Annotated in this window: 19 protein-coding genes; 16 read left to right on the forward strand and 3 right to left on the reverse strand. The window is 72.4% G+C overall.

The features are described 5' to 3' along the window. Positions 1-106 precede the first annotated feature (106 nt). From ACWD3I_RS28705 to ACWD3I_RS28780, 16 genes are all read left to right on the forward strand, one after another. Positions 107-2,641 (forward strand): serine/threonine-protein kinase, encoded by a 2,535-nt coding sequence (locus ACWD3I_RS28705; protein ID WP_365398042.1) that lies wholly within the window; start codon positions 107-109, stop codon positions 2,639-2,641. Positions 2,642-2,743: 102 nt separating this feature from the next. Continuing rightward, a complete protein-coding gene (locus ACWD3I_RS28710) occupies positions 2,744-4,894 on the forward strand; it encodes an outer membrane protein assembly factor BamB family protein (protein WP_365398045.1) in 2,151 nt (716 codons plus the stop codon). Positions 4,895-4,899: 5 nt separating this feature from the next. Then, entirely contained in the window at positions 4,900-7,071 is a 2,172-nt protein-coding gene (locus tag ACWD3I_RS28715; RefSeq protein WP_365398048.1) for a protein kinase domain-containing protein, read from the forward strand. Between the two features lie 74 nt (positions 7,072-7,145). Then, complete coding sequence (locus ACWD3I_RS28720; protein ID WP_365398050.1) at positions 7,146-7,955, forward strand: GH12 family glycosyl hydrolase domain-containing protein; 810 nt, start codon at positions 7,146-7,148, stop codon at positions 7,953-7,955. Between the two features lie 103 nt (positions 7,956-8,058). Further along, the gene (locus ACWD3I_RS28725) at positions 8,059-9,990 is read left to right on the forward strand and encodes an acyl-CoA dehydrogenase family protein (protein WP_365398052.1); all 1,932 of its coding nucleotides are present in this window, start codon (positions 8,059-8,061) and stop codon (positions 9,988-9,990) included. Positions 9,991-10,076: 86 nt separating this feature from the next. After that, positions 10,077-11,333: a 1-deoxy-D-xylulose-5-phosphate reductoisomerase gene (gene dxr, locus ACWD3I_RS28730; RefSeq protein ID WP_365398054.1), complete on the forward strand. Its 1,257-nt coding sequence runs from the start codon at positions 10,077-10,079 to the stop codon at positions 11,331-11,333. Between the two features lie 8 nt (positions 11,334-11,341). Next, positions 11,342-12,634, forward strand: a complete 1,293-nt coding sequence (locus ACWD3I_RS28735; protein ID WP_365398128.1) for a M50 family metallopeptidase — start codon at positions 11,342-11,344, stop codon at positions 12,632-12,634. A gap of 170 nt (positions 12,635-12,804) precedes the next feature. After that, positions 12,805-13,962, forward strand: coding sequence for a flavodoxin-dependent (E)-4-hydroxy-3-methylbut-2-enyl-diphosphate synthase (gene ispG, locus ACWD3I_RS28740; protein ID WP_361545942.1), 1,158 nt, complete (start codon positions 12,805-12,807; stop codon positions 13,960-13,962). 326 nt (positions 13,963-14,288) lie between these two features. Next, positions 14,289-15,137 (forward strand): GNAT family N-acetyltransferase, encoded by an 849-nt coding sequence (locus ACWD3I_RS28745; protein ID WP_365398057.1) that lies wholly within the window; start codon positions 14,289-14,291, stop codon positions 15,135-15,137. 88 nt (positions 15,138-15,225) lie between these two features. Next, positions 15,226-15,795, forward strand: coding sequence for a GNAT family N-acetyltransferase (locus ACWD3I_RS28750; RefSeq protein ID WP_365398060.1), 570 nt, complete (start codon positions 15,226-15,228; stop codon positions 15,793-15,795). Between the two features lie 73 nt (positions 15,796-15,868). Then, the gene (locus ACWD3I_RS28755; protein ID WP_365398063.1) at positions 15,869-17,572 is read left to right on the forward strand and encodes a proline--tRNA ligase; all 1,704 of its coding nucleotides are present in this window, start codon (positions 15,869-15,871) and stop codon (positions 17,570-17,572) included. 115 nt (positions 17,573-17,687) lie between these two features. Further along, positions 17,688-18,029: a hypothetical protein gene (locus ACWD3I_RS28760; protein ID WP_365398066.1), complete on the forward strand. Its 342-nt coding sequence runs from the start codon at positions 17,688-17,690 to the stop codon at positions 18,027-18,029. Further along, complete coding sequence (locus ACWD3I_RS28765; protein WP_365398070.1) at positions 18,026-18,991, forward strand: FAD:protein FMN transferase; 966 nt, start codon at positions 18,026-18,028, stop codon at positions 18,989-18,991. The genes ACWD3I_RS28760 and ACWD3I_RS28765 overlap by 4 nt, the downstream gene beginning before the upstream one ends. After that, positions 18,988-19,566 carry a ferric reductase-like transmembrane domain-containing protein gene (locus ACWD3I_RS28770; RefSeq protein WP_365398073.1) on the forward strand — a complete coding sequence of 193 codons (579 nt, stop codon included), beginning with the start codon at positions 18,988-18,990 and terminating at the stop codon, positions 19,564-19,566. The genes ACWD3I_RS28765 and ACWD3I_RS28770 overlap by 4 nt, the downstream gene beginning before the upstream one ends. Beyond that, on the forward strand, positions 19,566-20,777 hold the full coding sequence (locus ACWD3I_RS28775) for an NADH-ubiquinone oxidoreductase-F iron-sulfur binding region domain-containing protein (protein ID WP_365398076.1): 1,212 nt from the start codon (positions 19,566-19,568) through the stop codon (positions 20,775-20,777). The genes ACWD3I_RS28770 and ACWD3I_RS28775 overlap by 1 nt, the downstream gene beginning before the upstream one ends. After that, complete coding sequence (locus tag ACWD3I_RS28780) at positions 20,762-20,962, forward strand: ferredoxin (protein ID WP_365398079.1); 201 nt, start codon at positions 20,762-20,764, stop codon at positions 20,960-20,962. The genes ACWD3I_RS28775 and ACWD3I_RS28780 overlap by 16 nt, the downstream gene beginning before the upstream one ends. Before the next feature lie 82 nt (positions 20,963-21,044). Here ACWD3I_RS28780 and ACWD3I_RS28785 read toward each other — a convergent pair whose 3' ends face one another. Genes ACWD3I_RS28785 through ACWD3I_RS28795 form a run of 3 tightly spaced genes read right to left on the reverse strand, consistent with a single transcriptional unit; the run spans position 21,045 to position 22,954 of the window. Further along, positions 21,045-21,935: an aminoglycoside phosphotransferase family protein gene (locus ACWD3I_RS28785; RefSeq protein ID WP_365398082.1), complete on the reverse strand. Its 891-nt coding sequence runs from the start codon at positions 21,933-21,935 to the stop codon at positions 21,045-21,047. A 27-nt stretch (positions 21,936-21,962) separates the two neighbouring features. Then, entirely contained in the window at positions 21,963-22,439 is a 477-nt protein-coding gene (locus tag ACWD3I_RS28790) for a ferritin-like domain-containing protein (RefSeq protein ID WP_365398085.1), read from the reverse strand. Beyond that, positions 22,436-22,954 carry a hypothetical protein gene (locus ACWD3I_RS28795; RefSeq protein ID WP_365398088.1) on the reverse strand — a complete coding sequence of 173 codons (519 nt, stop codon included), beginning with the start codon at positions 22,952-22,954 and terminating at the stop codon, positions 22,436-22,438. Before ACWD3I_RS28795 ends, ACWD3I_RS28790 begins: the two co-directional genes overlap by 4 nt. Positions 22,955-22,981: the final 27 nt, after the last annotated feature.

The following is a 22,981-nucleotide window of genomic DNA, read 5'->3' on the forward strand; positions in this document are numbered from 1 at the left end:
GTCCATAGGCCGTCGAAGCGCTTCGACATCGAGTTGGTCCGGGTTCCCCTTCGGGCCTCCCGGCGGCTCTTCCGGGGTGTGGGGTTCCTCCCTACCATGGCCGATCGTGGGGGGCCACGGAACGGAATCGGGGGAGCCCGGCCGGTGGATCGGCCCGTACCGGGTCGTCGCGCTGCTCGGCGAGGGCGGGATGGGCGCCGTGTACCTGGGCCGGGACGCGCACGGGCAGGTCGCGGCGGTGAAGGTGCTGCGGCCGGAAACCGCGCGCGACGAGGCGATGGTGCGGCGCTTCCGGCGCGAGGCGGACGCGGCGTCGGCGGTGCGCGGGACCGGGGTGGCGCCGGTTCTGGGGTACGACCTCGACGGTCCCGTGCCGTGGATCGCCGCCGCGTATCTGGCCGGGCCGACGCTGCACGAGGCGATCGCGGAGCACGGGGTGCTCGGCGAGGCCGGAGCGCGGGCGCTGCTGGGGGAGCTGGCGCGGGCTGTGGCGGTCATCCACGAGGCCGGGCTGGTGCACCGGGATCTGAAGCCGTCCAACATCGTCCTGACGCGCGAGGGCGCCCGGATCATCGACTTCGGCATCGCCCGACCCGAGTACGGACTGACGCTGACCCAGCCGGGAGCGGCGCCGGCCACACCGGGCTACGCACCGCCGGAGCAGATCACGGGACGGCGGGCGGGCCCTCCCGCGGACGTCTTCGCGCTGGGGGCGGTGCTGGTCTTCGCCTGCACGGGCCGGGCGCCCTTCGGAACAGGGCATCCGGCCGCGGTCGGGTACCGGGTGGTGCACGAGGAGCCGGAGCTGGAGGGGGTGCCGCAGGGGCTGGGGGCGGTGGCGCGGGCGTGTCTGGCCAAGGAGGCGGGGAGTCGGCCTACGCCGGGGGAGTTGGCGGGGTGGGCCGAGCGTGGCTCGGGGGTGAGGGGGCGGCGCGGGCGCGTCGGGGGCCCGATGCCGGGGCCGGGTCGGTCCGGCGGGGGCCCGGAACCGGGGCCGGGGCCGGGAGAGCGGTTGCCCGGGGAGCCGGGCGCGGGTGTCCCGGGTGAAACCGGCGCCGGTCCCACGGCGGGGCGGGACGCGAGGTTTCCGGAGGAGTCCGGCAGCCGACCGCCGCCGGGCCCGCAGGCGGGGTCGCTGGACAGGCTCGGTGCGGAGTCGCCCGCGAGCCAGGACGCGTCGCCACTCCCACACCTGCCGTCACCCCCGCACGCGCCGCCCCCCTCCTACGCACCGCCCGCCGATCACCACCCGAGGCCAGGCGACCCGCTGTCCGCCCGCGCCCCCCGCCGCCCCGGAGGGGGTGAGCACCCGTTCTCCCGCACCTACGGCGGCCCTGGATCCGCCACTCCCGCCCCCGCATGGCTCACCCCCCGACTCGCCGCCGACATCGACCATCGCCACGCCCGAGCCGACCACCTGCTCCGGACGGCCGCCCCCGTCCCGCCCCCCACCCGGCGGCGCCTGCTCACCGCGGCCGCCGCACTGGCCGTACCCGGTGTGGGGGCCGGGGTCTGGTGGCTGACCCGGGACCGGTCCGGGCCGCCCGACGAACGTACCGAGAACGGCGTCCCCGTCGCCGAGCCGCTCGCCGCCCCGACCGCCGACACCGTGCCCGCCGCGCTCTGGCGGACCGAGGGGCTGCACCCGGACGGGCCCGGCCCGGTCACCGTGGGCCGGGTGGTCGCCGCCGGCACCTCCGGCGGCGTGGCCGCGTGGGTGCAGCACACCGGGCGGCGGACGTGGAGCTGGCACGGGACCCAGGCTCCCGACCGGCTCGGCGATCTGCTCGTCGCCGGTCAGTCGATCCTCGTCGTGACCGGCGACGGTCGCCTGACCGGCCTCGACTCCCGTACAGGGAAGCCGCGTTGGCGGACCGGGGACATCGGTGCCGCCCAGCTGCTCGCGGTGGACGCCGTGGCGGCGTACGTCCTCGACGGTGAACGCCGGGTCCGGGCCGTGGGGTTGACGGACCGTCGGGTGCGGTGGACCTCCGCCCGCGCGGTGACCGGCGTCGCCGCCGCACGTGCCGTCGTGACCCGGCAGCGGCTGCTGGTGTGCACCGACGACGGCATCGCCCAGGTCTTCGACACGGCGAACGGCTCGGCGACCTGGCGGTGGACGGTCGGCACCCCCGCGCTGATCGGCGGCGGCCGTATCGGTGCCGTCGCCCCGACCGTGTGGGACGGTGCCTTCTGCGTGGGCGGCCGCCCGCTCGCCCTGCTCGACGCCCACACCGGCAAGGCCCGCTGGACGCTGGCACCGGACCCGGCGTACGGCTTCTACGGCGCGCCCACCGTCGCCGACGGCCGGGTGTACACCGCCGCCACCCGCACCGCGCTCTGGTGCCTGGACGCCCGCTCCGGTGTGCCGCGTTGGACGGTACCCATGGACTACAGCGGCGTACCGCGCCGGGCCGATGTCGTGGTCGGCCACGCGCTGTACGGGCTGCTGGGCAACCCGACCGATTCCCCGGTCCAGCCGGGCGCCGACAGGGGCGTCTACACGGTCGACATCCGCACAGGGCGCCTCATGTGGACCTTCGCCGACCAGGCAGATCCCCCGGGATGGCGGCTCGCCGGCGCCGCCGGACGGGTCTTCGTCGCCCGCCGCGACACCCTGCGCGCGATGCCCACCCTGTGAAACGGGCCGCGAGCCGTGGACGTCGTTACCCCTGCTTGAGGAATGCGCTTGCTGGGGAGCCCGGCGCGCACGGGGGAGCGACGGGGAGCGATGGGGGATCGCATGGAAGAGCTGAGCCTGGACGACGCGCGCCTGCTCGGGCCGTACGTCCTGCTGGCCCGGCTGACACCCGCGGGCGGCGAACCGCGCCTGCTGGCCCGCAGGCCGGCCGAGATCACGCTCGTGCGGGACGGCGTGGGCGGCGGCAAGGGCCGAGGAGGGCTGACCGGGCGCGGCAGGGGCAACGGGCGCGGGAACGGCAACGGCAGGAGCAACGGGCGGGGCAACGGCAGCGGCCCCCGTGCCGGAACGGCCACCGACGTCGACCACGACACCGCCACCCCGAGCGCCACCCTCACCCGCCGCTCCGCCACCGCCCTCCGCGCAGCCACCGGCCCCGGCTTCCCCGAGCTCCTGGAAGACGGCACCGCCGCCCAACCACCCTGGATCGCCTGGCGGTTCATCCCCTCCCTGACCCTCGCCGAGGCCGGTGCCCTCATGTACGGCGGCCTCCCCGCCGGCACCGTGCGCTCCCTCGCCGCGTGTCTCGCCGAGCCCCTGGCCCGGCTGCACGCGGCGGGGTACGCGCACGGTGCCCTCTCACCGGACGCCGTCCTCGTCGGCCCCGACGGCCCCCGCCTGGTCCGGCCCCGCCTCACCGGCAGCCCGCAGGACGACATCGCCGCCCTCGGCGACGTCCTCACCCATGCCGCCGCGGGCCGCGCCCCGGACGATGCGCTGCTGCGCCGCTGCTCCCACGAGGACCCCGAAGAGCGGCCCACCGCGCAGGAGTTGGCGGACGAACTGGGTGACGAGCCGTTCCAGCCGCCCGCCCGGCTGCTCGCCGCGCTGGCCCGGCAGGCCGACCGCGCGCTGGCCCTGGAGTCCGCCGCCGACTCCCCGGCGCCCGCGCCCCCGGCGAGGCCCTCCCGTCGCACCCTGCTCACCGCCGCCGGCGCCGGACTGCTGGTGGGCGGCGGCGCGGTCGCCGGATGGGTGGCAGGGCGCGGCGGCACCGAGGCGCTGACCGCACCGGCCGCCGCGAGCCGCCGTACGACGGCGAAACCGGCCACCGTGCCGCGCGGCACCCCGCCCGCCGCGCTGTGGCGCTACGAGGCCAAGTACCAGTTCCTCAAGAACGCCAACACCGGCCTGTGGCACGACACCCACCCGGACGGCACCCACGTCGTCTACCTCGCCGAGTTCCCGGCGCTCACCGCGCTGGACATGACCGACGGCCGACCCGTCTGGCAGCGCGGCGGCATCGACTCCAACGAGCCGATGGTGCCCGGGGAGCCGGGCACGCTGATCCTCCAGTGCTACGGCGAGCTGGTCACGGTCGCCACCGACGACGGCAAGCAGCGGTGGGGCAAGCGCCCGTACGGCGTCGGCGAGCTCGTGCTGAGCGAGCTGCTCGCCTGCGACAAGCGGCGCGGGATCCTCTATTACAAGGCCAACGGCCCCGACAACTTCAAGAAGGGGGCCACCCCGCGCAGTTACCTCGTCTCCTTCGACCTCGTCGGCCGCAAGGAGCGCTGGCGGCTCCAGGTACCGGTGGCCAAGTCCGGCGCGTTCATCTTCCTGCCGGGCAAGGACGAACTGCACGTCCTCTACAAGGAGGACGGCGCCGTCAAGCTCGCCGAGGTCGACATCGCCTCCGGCACCATGGGCCCGCCCTTCCGCCACACCTGGACGACCGAGGGCGCCACGATCTCGGTGGACACGGTCTCCGGACAGGTCTACCAGGTCCACCAGGGCCGGGTGACGGCCGCGCCGCTGCGCTCGGACAGGCCGGTGTGGGAGATCAACCTCAACGACGACGACGGGGACGGTACCGGCACCGGCGTGTACGTCGACGTGCCCAACGTCCTGCGCGTCCCGGGCCTGGGCACCGTCGTGTACGTCACCGACGCGAACCGCACGGTGTACGCCGTCGACCCGGCCGACGGCCGCGAGATCTGGCGCCGCGCCCTGCTGCCCGACCCGCCGTACGCCACCCGCAAGGCCCCGGGACTCAGCCTCACCAAGTCGGCGCGCACCCTGCTGACGTGGGGCGGAGGAGCCGGAGTGGTGGCCCTCGACCCGCGCTCCGGGGCGTACAGGTGGTCCTTCCAGAGCAGCCAGGCGGCCTCCTCGCTCTACACCGCCTTCGTCGTGGACGACACCGCGCTGGTCGTCAACGGCTCCACCGTCATCGCGCTCCCGGCGGGGTGAGACCGATGCGCCCCTTCCCGCTCACCGACGACGACCCCTGCACCATCGGCGGCCACCGGCTGCTGGCCCGCCTCGGCTCCGGCGGCATGGGCACCGTCTATCTCGCCCGCACGCCGACGGGCCGCACCGTCGCCCTCAAGGCCGTGCACGCCGCGCTCGCCGCGAACCCCGACTTCACCGCCCGCTTCCAGCGGGAGACCGACACCGTGCGGGCCCTCGGCGACCTGGAGCACGTGCCGTCCTTCGTCGGCGCGGGCACGGACCGTGGGCGGCCGTGGCTGGCCACCGCGTATGTCGTGGGCCCCTCGCTGGCGCAGGCCGTCACGGCCCACGGGCTGTGGACCGAGCAGTCCGTACGGGCTCTGGGCGCCCAACTCGTCGGTGGGCTCGCCGCGTTGCACGCGTCCGGGGTGGTCCACCGCGACCTCAAGCCGTCCAACATCCTGCTCACCCCGTCCGGCCCCCGCCTCGTCGACTTCGGCATCGCCCGGACGGCGGACGCCGACCACCGCACCGGCGAGGCGCCCGGCACCCCCGCCTACATGGCCCCCGAGCAACTCGCCGCCGACGGCCGCGACGGCCCGCCCTGCGACGTGTACGCGCTCGCCTCGGTCCTGACGTACACCGCCTGCGGCCGCCCGCCCTTCGGGGACGGCGAACCGGGCGAGGTGCTCTACCGCATCACCCACGAGGAACCCGAACTCACCCTCGTACCGGACGAGTTACGGCCGCTGCTCGCCGACTGCCTCCGCAGGGACCCGGACGCGCGCCCGGCCCTCGCGTCCGTCGCCGAACGGATCGGCGGCGCGGGCTGGTTCGGCGACCGGCTGCCCGCCGCGGTGCTCGGCGACCTCGCCGCCTACACCGCCCGCACCGGCGAGGCCCCGCCGGCCCGGGTGACCGGCGCCCCGCCGGACGCGCCCCGGCTGACCCGGCGCGGGCTCCTGACGGGTGTCGCCGCCGTGGCCCTCGCGGGTGCGGGAGGCACCGTATGGGCGGTCTCCCGCACGGACGGCGAGGACGGGACCGCGACCGCACACCGGCCGACGCCCGCCACGTCCCGCTCCCGCGACCCGGACGAGGCACCGAGCGCGCGCTGGGAGTACACCGCGGACTTCAAACGGTCCGGCATCGGCGCGAGCGCGGTCCTCGTCGACGGCACGCTGATCATCCCCGCGTACGACGACCGGCAGGTGTTCGGCATCGACGCGCGCACCGGCACACCGCGCTGGATCGGCGAGATCGTCAACGCCGGCTATCTGACGGTCTGCGGCAGCGCGGCCGTGATGAAGACCGGCGGTGTGACAGGACGGCTGGCCGGGATCGAGGCGTCCGACGGGCGGGTCTGGCACTCCGCCCCCCTCGGCGTCAGCTTCGACCTGCTGCTGGAGCCGGTCTTCGCCGCCGACCCGCACACCGTCTACGCCGTCGGACACGCCCCCGGCGCCCACTACGGCGACAAACCGGCGCAGCGGGACCGGTATCTCCTGGCCTACGACGTCACCGACCGCCGGCTGCGCTGGCGCCGACGCGTGCGGCGCAGCGCCGCCGAGGGGGCCGCCGGGGCGGTCGCCGACGGGGTGCTGGTGTTCCTGGAGAACGACGAGGTGACGGCGTACCGCGCCACCACCGGCGCCCCCCTGTGGAGCCGCACCCTGTCCACCACCGCGCTCGACGTCCAGTACAACGGACTGACCCAGCGCACCGCCGCCGACGGCACCGCGGTCGTCGCCGGCCGCGGCGTCCTCTGCCTCGACCTGCGCACCGGCCGCACCCTGTGGAGCCTCGACCCCGAGGACACCGGCACCGGTTCGAAGGGCCGTGTGCTGCACGGCGGTACGACCATCGACGGCACGACGATCTATCTGACGGCCCTGGGCAAGGACCTGGCCGTCCTCCGACGCGAGGACCGCCACCGGGGCTGGACCTGGAAGAGCAACCGCGCCCTCATCGACAAACCGGCCCCACCCCCGCTGCTCGCGGCCGGCTACGTCTTCCCCCAGACGGGTGGAGTCCTCCAGGAGGACGCCGTCGCGGTGGACCTGCACACGCACAAGACGGCCTGGACCCTGAAGACGGTCGACGCCCAGGCGGCCCACGTCACCCTCCTGACCGACAGCCGCTCCCTCTACGTCCTGCGCGGCACCCGCCTGCGGGCCTACCCGCTGACCGGCTAGCGACGGCAACCTTTGACGCCCCGGCGCCCACTGAAGGGACGTAATCGATCACCCCCTTCGTGAGGACCCGCCCCATGCAGCACCGCCGCCCCCGCTTCTCCAAGAAGGCGAAGACTCTCGTCTCCGGCACGGTCGCGCTCGCCGCGGCCGTCGGTGTGACCGTCGCGCAGGCGGACGAGTCGAGCAAGAAGTGCACGGACTTCGACACGATCACGCTCGGCAAGTACTACGTGAACAACAACGTCTGGAACCGGGAGAAGGCCACCGGCACACAGTGCGTCTGGGACAACTCCCGTTCGGGATCGACCATTTCGTGGGGTACGAACTACAGCCTGGCCAACAGCGGCACCGGCAAGGACTACGACGTGAAGTCCTACGCGTCCAGCGTCCTCGGCTGGCACTGGGGCTGGAAGGTCGACAAGTCGTCCACCGGTCTGCCGATCCGCGTCGGCGACCGCAAGCCGGTGAAGACCAGCTGGGAGTTCACGGTCAGCTCGAACCCCGGCGTCATGAACGTCGCCTACGACCTGTGGCTGCACAACAAGAACACCGCGGACTGGCAGGACCAGCCCACCGACGAGATCATGATCTGGCTCAACCGGCAGGGCGGCGCCGGACCCCTCGGCAGCAAGTACGGATCCGTCAGCCTCGGCGGCGCCATGTGGGACATCTACCAGGGCGACATCGGCTGGAAGGTGTACTCCTTCGTCCGCCGCGCCAACACCACCAAGGCCACGCTCGACCTGGACGACTTCACCCAGGCCCTCGTCCGGCGCAAGCTCCTCGGCAACGACAAGTACGTCTCCGGCATCGAGTCCGGCACCGAGGTCTTCAAGGGCACCGGACGCCTTGACACCAAGGCGTACTCCGTCAACATCGGCTGAACGGCCGCGTCCCAGGGGTGGTGGGCACGCTCGGTATCGGGTACATACGATCGAGTAGCACCGGTCGGTAACCATGATCCCGATTCGCGGTGAGGTGGCCCTCATGTCCGCACCACAACAGAAGCCTGTCGTCACCGAGCGTGAGGCCCGCCAGGTGGCCGAAGCGGCCCGGGAGCAGGACTGGCGCAAGCCCAGCTTCGCCAAGGAACTGTTCCTCGGCCGCTTCCGGCTCGACCTCATCCACCCCCACCCCATGCCGCCCGACGAGGACGCCCAGCGCGGCGAGGAGTTCCTCGCCAAGCTCCGCGACTTCTGCGACAGCAAGGTGGACGGCGCCCTCGTCGAGCGCGAGGCCCGGATCCCCGACGAGGTCATCGCCGGCCTCAAGGAGCTCGGCGCCTTCGGCATGAAGATCGACACCAAGTACGGCGGTCTCGGCCTCACCCAGGTGTACTACAACAAGGCCCTGGCCCTCGCGGGCTCCGCCTGTCCCGCGATCGGCGTACTCCTGTCCGCCCACCAGTCGATCGGCGTCCCCCAGCCGCTGAAGCTGTTCGGCACCCAGGAGCAGAAGGAGGCCTTCCTGCCCCGGTGCGCCCGCACCGACATCAGCGCCTTCCTCCTCACCGAGCCGGACGTCGGCTCCGACCCGGCCCGGCTCGCCACGAGCGCGGTGCCGGACGGTGACGAGTACGTCCTCGACGGGGTGAAGCTGTGGACCACCAACGGCGTGGTCGCCGACCTGCTGGTCGTGATGGCCCGAGTCCCCAGGAGCGAGGGCCACAAGGGCGGCATCACCGCCTTCGTCGTCGAGAGCAACTCACCCGGCGTCACCGTCGAGAACCGCAACGCCTTCATGGGCCTGCGCGGCATCGAGAACGGCGTCACCCGCTTCCACCAGGTCAGGGTCCCGGCGGCGAACCGCATCGGCCCGGAGGGCACCGGCCTCAAGATCGCGCTGACCACCCTCAACACCGGCCGCCTCTCCCTGCCCGCGTCCTGTGTCGCCGCCGGCAAGTGGTGCCTGAAGATCGCCCGTGAATGGTCGGCGGCCCGCGAACAGTGGGGCAAGCCGATCGCCGACCACGAGGCCGTCGGCGCGAAGATCAGCTTCATCGCGGCGACGACCTTCGCCCTGGAGGCCGTGCTGGACCTCTCCAGCCAGATGGCCGACGAGGACCGGAACGACATCCGCATCGAGGGCGCCCTGGCCAAGCTCTTCTCCTCCGAGATGGCCTGGCTCATGGCCGACGAACTGGTCCAGATCCGCGGCGGCCGCGGCTTCGAGACGGCGGCCTCCCTGGCGGCCCGCGGCGAACGCGCGGTCCCGGCCGAGCAGGTCCTGCGCGACCTCCGTATCAATCGCATCTTCGAGGGCTCGACGGAGATCATGCACCTCCTGATCGCCCGAGAAGCGGTCGACGCCCACCTCTCTGTCGCCGGAGACCTGATCGACCCGGAGAAGTCTCTGTCGGACAAGGCGAAGGCAGGCGCCCAGGCAGGTGCCTTCTACGCCAAGTGGCTGCCGAAACTGGTGGCGGGCCAGGGCCAACTCCCTTATTCGTACAGCGAATTCAAACGCGAGGTCGACCTCTCGGTCCATCTCCGCTACGTCGAACGCACGGCCCGCAAGCTGGCCCGCTCCACCTTCTACGCCATGTCCCGCTGGCAGGGGCGCATGGAGACCAAGCAGGGCTTCCTCGGGCGGATCGTCGACATCGGCGCGGAACTCTTCGCGATGAGCGCGGTCTGCGTACGCGCCGAGCTCCTGCGCACCACCGAGGGCCACGGCCGCGAGGCCTACCAACTCGCCGACGTCTTCTGCCGGCAGTCCCGCATCCGCGTCGAGGAGCTCTTCGGCCGCCTGTGGACCAACACCGACGACCTGGACCGCAAGGTCGTCAAGGGCGTCATGTCCGGCACCTACGAGTGGCTGGAGGAGGGCATCGTCGACCCGTCGGGCGAGGGCCCGTGGATCGCCGACGCCACACCGGGCGCCTCGGAGAAGGAGAACGTCCACCGCCCGATCCGCTGACCGGCCCATGACAGCGCGTCCCCCGGGAAACCTCCTTCGAGGGATGCGCTGTCCTCACACACCGTCCTTACGGCAACAATGGGGGGATGAGCGACAGTCCAGCCCCTCTCGCCGACCCGCACCTCGTCTACGACCCCGTCGCGGGCGACGGGCCGAAGGACGTGGTGATCCTCGGCTCCACCGGGTCGATCGGGACCCAGGCCATCGACCTCGTCCTGCGCAACCCGGACCGCTTCCGCGTCACCGCGCTCTCCGCCAACGGCGGCCGGGTCGCCCTCCTCGCCGAGCAGGCGCACCGGCTCGGGGTGCGGACCGTCGCGGTCGCCCGCGAGGACGTCCTGCCGCAGCTGCGCGAAGCGCTGGCGAGCCTGTACGGCGTCGGCGAGCCGCTCCCCGAGATCCTCGCCGGACCGGACGCGGCCACCCAGGTCGCCGCCTCCGACAGCCACACCGTGCTGAACGGCATCACGGGCTCCATCGGCCTCGCCCCGACCCTCGCCGCCCTGGGGGCGGGCCGCACCCTCGCGCTCGCCAACAAGGAGTCGCTCATCGTCGGCGGCCCGCTGGTCAAGGCCCTCGCCAAGCCCGGACAGATCATCCCGGTCGACTCCGAGCACGCCGCGCTGTTCCAGTCGCTGGCGTCCGGGACGCGGGCCGACGTACGGAAGCTGGTCGTCACGGCCTCCGGCGGCCCCTTCCGCGGCCGTACGAAAGCCGACCTCGCGCAGGTGACCGTCGAGGACGCCCTCGCCCACCCCACCTGGGCCATGGGCCCGGTGATCACGATCAACTCCGCGACCCTCGTCAACAAGGGTCTGGAGGTCATCGAGGCACACCTCCTCTACGACATTCCCTTCGACCGCATTGAGGTGGTCGTGCATCCCCAGTCGTATGTCCACTCGATGGTTGAGTTCACGGACGGATCGACAATCGCCCAGGCGACGCCCCCCGACATGCGCGGGCCGATCGCCATCGGCCTCGGCTGGCCGGAACGCGTCCCCGACGCGGCCCCCGCGTTCGACTGGAGCAAGGCGTCGACGTGGGAGTTCTTCCCGCTCGACAACGACGCGTTTCCTTCGGTCAACCTTGCGAGGCACGTGGGGGAGCTCGCGGGCACGGCGCCGGCGGTGTTCAATGCCGCCAACGAGGAGTGCGTGGAGGCCTTCCTGGCCGGCGCGCTGCCGTTCAACGGGATCGTGGAGACCGTGACGCGCGTGGTGGACGAACACGGCACGCCGGTCACGGGAACCTCACTCACCGTGTCGGACGTCCTCGAAGCGGAGACCTGGGCGCGCACCCGGGCCCGGGAACTGGCAGCACAGACGGCGGAGGCCCGTGCATGACGACCCTGATGTTCATCCTCGGCATAGTGGTCTTCGCCTTCGGCCTGCTGGCGTCGATCGCGTGGCACGAGCTGGGGCACCTGTCCACGGCCAAGCTCTTCGGCATCCGGGTGCCGCAGTACATGGTCGGCTTCGGCCCGACCATCTGGTCGAGGAACAAGGGCGAGACCGAGTACGGCGTCAAGGCCATCCCGTTCGGCGGCTACATCCGCATGATCGGCATGTTCCCGCCCGGCGCCGACGGCAAGCTGGAGGCCCGCTCCACCTCGCCCTGGCGCGGCATGATCGAGGACGCCCGCTCGGCGGCCTACGAGGAGCTCCAGCCGGGCGACGAGAACCGGATGTTCTACACCCGCAAGCCCTGGAAACGCGTCATCGTGATGTTCGCGGGCCCGTTCATGAACCTGATCCTCGCGGTCGCCCTGTTCCTGACGGTCCTGATGGGCTTCGGCATCCAGCAGCAGACCACCGACGTCGCCTCGGTCTCCCCGTGCGTGATCTCCCAGAGCGAGAACCGCGACACGTGCAAGAAGACCGACGCGGCCTCCCCGGCCGCGGCGGCCGGCATGAAGAAGGGCGACAAGATCGTCTCCTTCGCCGGCGTGAGGACCGACGACTGGAACACCCTTTCCGACCTCATCCGCGACAGCGCGGGCAAGACCGTGGCGATCGTCGTCGACCGGGACGGCAAGGAGGTCCCCCTCCAGGCGAAGATCGCCACCAACCTCGTCGCGAAGAAGGACTCCAACGGCACCTACGTCGAGGGCGAGTACGTCAAGGCGGGCTTCCTCGGCTTCAGCGCCGCCACCGGTGTCGTCAAGCAGGACTTCGGCGACTCGGTGGTCTGGATGACGGACCGGGTGGGCGACGCGGTCGACTCCCTGGCCGCCCTGCCCTCCAAGGTCCCGGCCCTGTGGGACGCCGCCTTCGGCGACGGCCAGCGCGAGCCGGACTCCCCGATGGGCGTGGTCGGCGCGGCCCGGGTGGGCGGTGAGATCGCGACACTGGACATCCCGGCCTCGCAGCAGCTGGCGATGTTCGTGATGCTGCTCGCCGGCTTCAACCTCTCCCTGTTCCTCTTCAACATGCTCCCGCTGCTTCCGCTCGACGGCGGCCATATCGCGGGCGCCCTGTGGGAGTCGCTGAGGCGGAACGTGGCCAAGGTCCTGCGCCGCCCGGACCCGGGCCCGTTCGACGTGGCGAAGTTGATGCCGGTCGCCTACGTGGTGGCGGGGATCTTCATCTGCTTCACCGTCCTCGTCCTCATCGCGGACGTGGTTAACCCGGTGAGAATCTCCTAGCCATACGGCGTTCGCGGCGGCCCGGCACTGTGTGTGCCGGGCCGTCCTCGTTCGTGTGCGTCGACCGGCGGGAGGTGCTCGGGCCCGCACTCGTGCCGTAATCTCGAAGCCTGGAGCCCACTGTTCCGTTGGCGCCGGACCTTGATCCACGACTTGGGGTTGCACAGCAGATGACTGCGATTTCTCTCGGCATGCCGTCCGTTCCGACCAGGGTTGCCGAGCGCCGGAAGAGCCGGCAGATCCAGGTCGGCACCGTGGCGGTGGGCGGAGACGCCCCGGTCTCGGTGCAGTCGATGACCACGACCCGTACGTCGGACATCGGCGCGACCCTCCAGCAGATCGCCGAGCTGACGGCCTCCGGCTGCCAGATCGTCCGCGTGGCCTGCCCCACCCAGGACGACGCCGACGCGCTCGCGACCATCGCCCGCAAGTCCCAGCTCCCGGTCATCGCGGACATCCACTTCCAGCCGAAGTACGTCTTCTCGGCCATCGAGGCCGGCTGTGCCGCGGTCCGCGTGAACCCGGGCAACATCAAGCAGTTCGACGACAAGGTCAAGGAGATCGCGCGGGCCGCCAAGGACCACGGCACCCCGATCCGCATCGGCGTGAACGCGGGCTCTCTGGACCGCCGCCTCCTCCAGAAGTACGGCAAGGCGACCCCCGAGGCCCTGGTCGAGTCGGCCCTGTGGGAGGCGTCCCTCTTCGAGGAGCACGACTTCCGGGACATCAAGATCTCGGTGAAGCACAACGACCCGGTCGTGATGATCGAGGCGTACAAGCAGCTCGCCGCCCAGTGCGACTACCCCCTCCACCTCGGTGTCACCGAGGCGGGCCCGGCGTTCCAGGGCACGATCAAGTCGGCGGTGGCGTTCGGCGCGCTGCTGTCCCAGGGCATCGGCGACACGATCCGGGTGTCGTTGAGCGCTCCTCCGGTCGAGGAGGTCAAGGTCGGCAACCAGATCCTGGAGTCCCTGAACCTCAAGCAGCGCGGCCTGGAGATCGTCTCCTGCCCGTCTTGCGGCCGCGCCCAGGTCGACGTCTACAAGCTGGCCGAAGAGGTCACGGCAGGCCTCACCGGCATGGAGGTCCCGCTGCGCGTCGCCGTCATGGGCTGCGTGGTGAACGGCCCCGGCGAGGCCCGAGAGGCCGACCTCGGCGTGGCCTCCGGCAACGGCAAGGGCCAGATCTTCGTCAAGGGCGAGGTCATCAAGACCGTCCCCGAGTCCAAGATCGTGGAGACCCTCATCGAGGAAGCCATGAAGCTGGCCGAACAGATGGAAGCGGACGGCGTGGCATCGGGCGAACCGTCGGTGGCGGTCGCGGGCTGACGGGTTTCTCGCCCCCGCTTCGGCCCTGAAGGGGCCTCGTCCTCAGACGCCGGACGGGCCGGGATGCCTGGACCGGCGTTGAGAAATGCGGTTGCGGGCCGTGTGGGGGGAAGGGGCCATAGGCCCCTCAGGGGTGCGGGGCACTGCGCGACCAGCCCCACACGGCCCGCAGCCGCCGACGAATCACAACCACCCGAGCTCATGGGCGCCCCGGCCACCCCAACGCCCCGCACCTCAAAAACGACGGCCACCTCCACTGGGCGGCACGGCTCAGCTTCCGCAGGTACAGTGCGGAGATCAGCAGTCCCCAGTGTGAGGCCCCGCCCGTGTTGACCCAGACGACCTCCCGGGTCCTCGAACCGAGCGACCTGGACGCCGCGCTCGCCGTCCTCGACCGCGATCCGGTCGCGAACGCCTTCGTGACATCCCGCGTACAGGTCGCCGGCCTCGACCCCTGGCGGCTCGGCGGCGAGATGTGGGGCTGGTACGAGGACGGCATGCTGACGTCCCTCTGCTACGCCGGCGCCAACCTGGTCCCCATCTGCGCCACCCCCCGAGCCGTCCGCGCCTTCGCCGACCGCGCTCGCAGGGCGGGCCGCCGCTGCTCCTCGATCGTCGGCCCGGCCGAACCCACCGCCGAACTCTGGCGCCTCCTCGAACCCAGCTGGGGTCCGGCCCGCGATGTCCGCCCGCGTCAGCCCCTCATGGTCACCGACCGCATGCCCACCGACATCGCCCCGGATCCCTACGTCCGCCGCGTCCGCAAGGACGAGATGGAAACGATCATGCCGGCGTGCGTGGCGATGTTCACCGAGGAGGTCGGTGTCTCCCCGCTGGCCGGCGACGGCGGCCTCCTCTACCAGGCGAGGGTCGCCGAACTCGTCGGCTCCGGGCGCTCGTTCGCCCGTCTCGACACCGACGGCAAGGTCGTCTTCAAGGCCGAGATCGGCGCGGCCACGACCAAGGCCTGCCAGATCCAGGGTGTGTGGGTGGCCCCCGAGTACCGGGGGAGGGGCCTGGCGGCCCCGGGCATGGCGGCGGTCCTGCGCTACGCGCTGGCGGACGTGGCCCCGGTGGTCAGTCTGTACGTCAACGACTTCAACACGTCGGCGAGAAGGACGTACCGGAGGGTGGGCTTCCAGGAGGTCGGCGCCTTCATGAGCGTCCTGTTCTGAGAAACCCAGGGACGCGGGGAACTGCGCGGCCGACCACGTACAACCCGCACCCGACCAAGAAACGCGCACCCCCCTATACGATCCCCACATGCGCTTCCCCGGTCACGGACACCGCCGCCACCCCGACGACGACGTAGTGATCGGCCCCCTCGACCTCTCCACCCACGTCGACCAAGCCCTCGCCGTCCAAGCCCTCGCCTTCGGACTCGGCCCCGACGAGGTCGCCGTACGCCGCCAGATCGTCCTCCGCCACATGACGTACCCCGGTGCGAGAGCCCTCGGCGCAACCGCCGGCCCCGACCTCGTCGCCTTCGTCTACGGCATGCCCAACGACCGCACCCACTGGTGGTCCACGGTCGTGGAGCCCTACCTCCGCGCCCAGGGCCACGACATCTGGCTGGACGACTCCTTCGTGATCACGGAACTCCACGTCCACCCGCGCTACCAGAACCGCGGCGTGGGCCGCTCCCTGATCACCACCATCACGGACGCCACCCACGAACCCCGCTCGATCCTCTCCGCGATCGACACCGACAGCCCGGCCCGCGGCCTCTACCACTCCCTCGGCTACCAGGACCTCGCCCGCCAGGTCCTGTTCCCCAGCGCCCCGAAGCCCTACGCCGTGATGGGCGCCCCCCTGCCGCTGCGCCGCCGTTAACCGATTTCCGCCACAACCGGACCCCCGGCTAACCTCCTAGCCATCACCCTTATCCGGCAGGAGTACGAGAACCATGGCCAACGCACCGGTCCAGCGCATGTCCCAGTTGATGGCGAAGACGCTGCGCGACGACCCGGCGGACGCCGAGGTCCTCAGCCACAAGCTCCTCGTCCGCGCCGGCTACGTCCGCCGCACCGCGGCCGGTATCTGGAGCTGGCTCCCCCTCGGCATGCGGGTCCTGCGCAACGTGGAGCGGGTCGTCCGTGAGGAGATGGACGCGATCGGCGCCCAGGAGGTGCTGCTCCCCGCCATCCTGCCGCGCGAGCCCTACGAGGCGACCGGCCGCTGGGAGGAGTACGGCCCCGAGCTGTTCCGCCTCCAGGACCGCAAGGGCGGCGACTACCTCCTCGGCCCGACCCACGAGGAGATCTTCACCCTGCTGGTGAAGGACCAGGCGTCCTCCTACAAGGACCTGCCGGTCATCCTCTACCAGATCCAGAACAAGTACCGGGACGAGGCCCGTCCGCGGGCCGGCGTGCTGCGCGGCCGCGAGTTCCTCATGAAGGACTCGTACTCCTTCGACACCGAGGACGAGGGCCTGGCCCAGTCCTACGCGCTGCACCGCCAGGCCTACCAGAAGATCTTCACGCGCCTCGGCCTCGACTACCGCATCTGCGCCGCCACCGCGGGCGCGATGGGCGGCTCCAAGTCCGAGGAGTTCCTCGCTCCGGCCGGCGCCGGCGAGGACACCTTCGCCGACTGCCCCAACTGCGACTTCGCGGCGAACACCGAGGCGATCTCGTACGAGCTCAAGCCCGTGGACGCCACCGACGTGCCCGCCGCCGAGGACATCCCGACCCCCGACACCCCCACCATCGAGACCCTCGCCGCCTCCCTCGGCGTCCCGGCCTCCGCCACCCTGAAGAACCTCCTCGTGAAGGTCGACGGCGAGATCGTCGCCGTCGGTGTCCCCGGCGACCGTGAGGTCGACATGGGCAAGGTCGAGGCGCACTTCGCCCCGGCGTCCGTCGAGATGGTCACCGAGGCGGACTTCGCGGGCCGCCCGGACCTGGTCCGTGGCTACGTCGGCCCGCAGGGGCTGGGCGAGAAGGTCAAGTACATCGCCGACCCGCGCGTGGCCCCGGGCACCGCGTGGATCACGGGCGCCAACAAGGCGAACACGCACACCAAGAACGTCGTCGTGGGCCGCGACTTCGAGGTCGGCGAGTACGTCGACGTCGTGGTCGTCCAGGACGGCGACCCCTGCCCCAAGTGCGGCACCGGCCTCAAGCTGGACCGCGCCATCGAGATCGGCCACATCTTCCAGCTGGGCCGCAAGTACGCCGACGCCCTCAAGCTCGACGTCCTCGGCCAGCAGGGCAAGCCGGTCCGCGTGACCATGGGCTCCTACGGCATCGGCGTCACCCGCGCGGTCGCGGCCATCGCCGAGCAGAGCGCCGACGAGCAGGGCCTGTGCTGGCCCGCCGAGGTCGCCCCGGCCGACGTCCACGTCGTCGCCGCCGGCAAGGCCCTCCAGACCGAGCTGGCCCTCGACGTCTCCGAGCAGCTGCGCGCGGCCGGCCTGCGGGTCCTGGTCGACGACCGGGCCGGCGTCTCACCGGGCGTGAAGTTCACGGACGCCGAGCTGATCGGCGTACCGAAGATCCTCGTCGCGGGCCGCCGCTCCGCCGAGGGCGTCCTGGAGCTCAAGGACCGCCGGACCGGCGAGCGCGAGGAACTGACGGTGGACGAGGCGATCGCCCGCCTCAGCGCATAAAGAAACTCCTCAGAAACGTCTCTGAGTCCCTATAGCGGACTCACAGACTTCTCTCAGAGTCGTACCCGACCGTAAGACGTGACAGAGCGTCACTACGGCTACGAGGGGTACGGCCATGGCAGACAGAGGCAGGGAACGCGGCGCCGCCGCGCTGGTCCGAAGAGGCACCCGGCGTACGGCGGCCGCCGCGGCGGCCGTCACGCTGGCCGCGGCGGCGGGCGTGTTCGCCCTGGTCGGCATGGTGCAGGCGGACGCCGACACGACGGCGAGCAACAGCACGCCGTCGTCGGCAACGTCGTCGAGCTCGGACACAAGCACCGACACCGGCACGGACACGTCGTCCGACTCGTCCACGTCGGACACCTCGTCCAGCTCCTCCTCCGACTCGTCCTCGGACTCTTCCTCCGGCCTCACCTCCGGCAGTGGCTCCACCGACTCCACCTCGGGGGCGTCGTGACCACCGCCACCGCGAGCCGCCGCACCACGGCCGCCGCCGACTGGCGCGCCCTCGGCACCAGCGTCCGCCTGGTCGTCACGGACCCGGCCCTCCTCGACTCCTGCAACCTGCTCCTCGCCCGGCACCTCGCCGAGGTCGACGCCGCCTGCAGCCGCTTCCGCGCGGACTCGGAGCTGGCGGCCCTCGACGGCACCGCGGGCCGCCCGGTCCGGGTCAGCCCGCTGCTCGCTGAGGCCCTGACGGTCGCCCTGCGCGCCGCCGAGGCGACCGACGGCGCCGTCGACCCGACCGTCGGCTCGGCGATGGACGCGATCGGCTACGACCGTGACTTCACCCTCGTACGGGAGGACGACCGCCCGGTCCGCCTGACGGTCCGACGCGCCCCCGGCTGGCGCCTGATCGGCCTCGACCGCTCGACCGGCACGGTCACCGTCCCGTCCGGCGTCCGCCTCGACCTCGGCGCCACCGCCAAGGCCTGGGCCGCCGACCGGGCCGCCGCGATGCTTGCCGAGACGGCCGGCTGCGGAGTGCTCGTGAGCCTCGGCGGCGACACGGCCGTCGCGGGCGAACCCCCGGCGGGCGGCTGGCAGATCCGCGTCCAGGACGTCACCGGCCCGGTCGACGAAACACCCGCACAGGGCTCGCACGACTCGGTGGGCCTGCACAGCGGTGGCCTCGCCACATCGGGCACGGCCGCCCGCCGCTGGCGACGCGACGGCCACGACCTCCACCACATCGTCGACCCCCGCACGGGCCTGCCGGTCCGCAGCCCCTGGCGCACGGTCTCGGTAGCGGCGCGAACCTGCGCCGACGCGAACGCGGCGAGCACCGCGGCCCTGGTGAAGGGCGCGGACGCGGTGCGTTGGCTGACACGACAAGGACTGCCCGCACGACTGGTGAGCCAGGAGGGCCGGGTCGTCACAACGCCGGGCTGGCCCACCCACCGGGGGACAGCCGCATGACCTCCGAGACCCTCTGGTACGCGAACCGGGCCACTGGCGCGGTCTGCCTGGTCCTCTTCACCGTGGTCGTCGTTCTCGGCATGGCCGTCCGACTCCGCGTCAAGATCCCCGGCCTCCCCCGCTTCGGCACGATCAGCCTCCACCGCAGCCTCTCCCTCTCCGCCACCGCCTTCCTGGTCCTGCACATCGCGTTCGCGACAGTCGACAGCTACGTCGACATCACGGTCCTCGACGCGATCGTCCCCTTCGTCTCCGACTACCAGGCCCTGTGGCTGGGCCTCGGCACCGTCGCCCTCGACCTGATGCTCGCGGTACTGATCACCAGCCTCCTCCGGAACCGCATCGGCCACCGCACCTGGCGGGCGACGCACTGGCTGGCGTACGCCTCCTGGCCGGTCGCCCTCATCCACGGCATCGGCATCGGCACGGACACCGGCACCGACTGGATGACATGGCTGACCGTCGCCTGCGTGGCCACTGTCCTGGCTGCCGCAGGCACCCGCCTGGCCCTCGGCGTCCGCGCCTCCCGCCGCACCCCCGCCGTCCTGCTCCGCACCGCCGAAGGAGCCCGCTGATGACCGCCACCTTCCCCGACCTGCTCATGTCCCCCCGGCTGCTGGCCCCCGGCGGCGCCCCGGCCGACCTCGGCACGCACGAAGAGCGCTACGGGCCCCTGGCGTACGGCGACCTCGAAGCCCTCCTCCGCCTGGTCGCCGAGTCGGGCCTCACCGGACGCGGGGGAGCGGCCTTCCCGGTCCACCGCAAGCTCGTCTCGGTCGCCGAGTCCGGCCGCCGCACCGGCCGCGCCCCCGTCGTCGTGGCCAATGGAGCGGAGGGCGAGCCCGCCAGCCGCAAGGACAAGACGCTGCTGCGACTGTCGCCCCACCTCGTCCTGGACGGCATCCAGGTGGCCGCCGCGGCGACCGGCGCACAGGAGGCCCACCTCGCTGTCGAGGAAGGCGCCTCCCACCTGGAGTCGGTCCTCACACACCGCCGCGACCCCGTCCCCGTGAAGGTGGTACGCCTTCCGAAGCGGTTCCTGTCCGGGCAGTCCTCGGCCCTCGCCCGGTACGTGGGCGGAGGCGCCGCGCTCCCGGCGTACGAGAACCCCCCGATCCGCGAACGCGGCGTCCACCGCGCCCCCACCCTCGTCCAGAACGTCGAGACCCTCGCCCACCTCGCCCTGATCGCCCGCTACGGTCCCGACTGGTTCCGCTCCGCCGGTACCCCGGCCCAGCCCGGCAGCGTCCTGTGCACGGTGCACACGCCGGGCCGCGAAGTCCGGGTCGTGGAGGCACCGTTGGGCACACCACTGCCCCGTCTGCTGCCGCTCCACGGCGCGTCCGCGGTCCTGGTCGGCGGCTACCACGGCACCTGGATCCCCACCACCGAGGCCGCGGAACTCACCCTCGACGCCACGACGATGGGCGCCGGCGTCCTGGCCGCCCTCCCCACCGACCGCTGCGGCCTCACCGAGACCGCCCGCGTCCTGCGCTACCTCGCCCTCCAGTCGGCCGGCCAGTGCGGCCCCTGCCTCAACGGCCTCCCGCGCATGGCCGCCGCGTTCGGGACGCTGGCCACGCCGGGCCCCCAGGGCACCCACCGCGCCGACATAGCCCGCTGGTCCGGCCTCGTCGAGGGCCGCGGAGCCTGCCACCACCCCGACGGCACGGTCCGCCTGGTCCGCAGCGCACTGACGACGTTCGCGGCCGAACTGGACGCGCACGCCGGCGGATTCTGCACGGCGACCGACACTCAAGGAGAGCTGACATGGATCAGCGCATAGCCATCGACTGGACGTCTTGCCGGGCCCACGGCCTGTGCGCGGAACTGCTCCCGGAACACATCAGCCTGGACGAGTGGGGCTACCCGCTGCTGGAGGGCACCGAGTTGCCGCCCCGCACGGTGAAACGAGCGAGCAGAGCAGCGGCGAACTGTCCGGTCCTGGCCCTGAAACTGACGACGAGGTGACTGACCTGGGGGCGCGGGGCCGTATCGATGTGCGGCTCCGCCGCGTGGGCGCGACCAGCCCCCACGGACCCGCACCCAACCCCTAGAGCCACCCGGCAAACTCCAGCAACAACTCGGCATCCTGAAGCCGACCGACCCGCCGCGCCCGCACCCCGGACTCCACGGCCCGGAACAACGTCCACCCCCGCAACCGCTCCTGATCCACATCCAACGACTCGGCAAGCCGCTTGATCCGCCGCCGGGTAATTGCCGCCCCCGACGGCTGAGCAATCAGATCCTCGACCCGATCCCGCACCAGCCGAGCCAGATCGAACGCACACTCCCCGACCACCGGATCCGGCCCCACGGCCAGCCACGGCACCCGCTCCGCCGCCAGCACCTTGCTCTGCCGAAACGTCCCGTGCAGCAACCGCGACTCCGGCGGAGCCACCAGCAACTCCTCACGGGCAGTGAGAGCCGCACTCACGAGATCGGCCACAACCGCGTCCGCGGTCGCCCGCATCGCCTCGGCCTGCCGCCCGGTCCGCTCGGCCACCGTCTCGAAGACCTGGTCACCCGGCGGCTCCACCCACAACCGGCGCAACGTCCCCGCCGCCTCCAGCAGCGCCTTCGCCTCCGGCAACGACCGCACCGACACATCGGGATGCAGCCGCTCCAGCAGCAGCACCCCCTCGGTCACCGGCTCGTCGAGCAACTGCACCGCACCCAGCCCACCCCAGTGCGCCAGCGCCGCCCGCTCGGCCTCCGGCCGGAACCGCGGCGGGGCCAGCTTGAGCACGGCGGGGGTGCCGTCGGACCGCCGGACCAGTACGACGAGGCTGCTGCGGCCGCCCGGCACCTGCACCCGTTCCACGGTCGACTCGCGTAGCGCGACGGCCTGCCGAGCCGCCTCGGGCAGCTTCTCCAACCAGCCGTCACCGGGTGCCGTCTCACCGAGCGCCCTCACCAGACGCTGTGGCGGATCGAAAGCCATACGCGAGCAGTTCCCTTCCCGTACCCGTTACGCCGTGGGTGTCGCCGAAGTCGGCGAGGCCGACGCGGTCGCCGCCCGTTCGGCGAGACCAGGGAAGGCTACGCTCTCCCCGCGCCAGCGCACGGCCCGCACCGCCGCCTCCCGCAGCGCCTCGGCTGCCATGGAGCGCCGCCCGTCCACGGTTGCCCGCACCAGGTCGGAGTACACCCCGGCGACCCGGTCCTCCAGCTCGGCGGCCAGTCGTACGGCCGCGTCCGAGTCCGGCACCGGGAACGGCAGCGCGTATCCGGCCGCGGCCGCCGCAGGGGTGCCGCCCAGATCACGCACCGCACGGGCGAGCGCGTCGCGCCGGGCGCGATGGGCGTCGTACGCCGACTTCGCCTCGGTTCGCCGCCCCTCACGGATCCGCCCGCCGACGACCCCGTACCCGTACACGGCGGCATGCTCGGCCGCCAGTGCCGCCTGGAGCGCGGCCAGCTCACGCTTGTCCTGCTCGTCGCTCACTTCGCCGCCTCCGTCAGCAGATACGAGTGCGCCGCCCCGGCCGCCGCCACGGATGCCAGCAGCCGGGCCAGCTCGCCCGGCACTTCCAGCAGCGACTTCGCCCGTGCGTCCGCGAGCGACCGCTCGGCGGTGGCGAGCCCGGCGAGGGCGTCCTTCTCGGTGCCGGGTACGACGGAGGGGGCGGGGGAGCCGACGGTGGGCGACGCCGGACGGGTCGCCGCCGTCGTACCGCCGAACGCCTCCACATGCCGTACGGCCGCCGCCCGCAGCACCCCCAGCCGTTCCGCGAGCCCGGGGTACGCGGCGATCACCGCGTCGTACCGCTCGACGATCCCCCGGCTGTCCCGCGCCGCACGCGTGCGTGCCCGCTCGGCGACCGACGGACTGCCTCCGGTGCTCTCCTCGGTCTCATCGGAACCGGAGGAGCAGCCCACCAGCAGGGCGGCACCGGCGGCCGAGGCGAGGATTGTTCTTCGGCGCGGCCCCGAGGGGGTGCGCGGCGGGGGGTACGGCACGGCAGTCGTCCTCGGGGGCTCGTACGA

It is taken from the genome of Streptomyces sp. NPDC002817 (assembly GCF_053592055.1).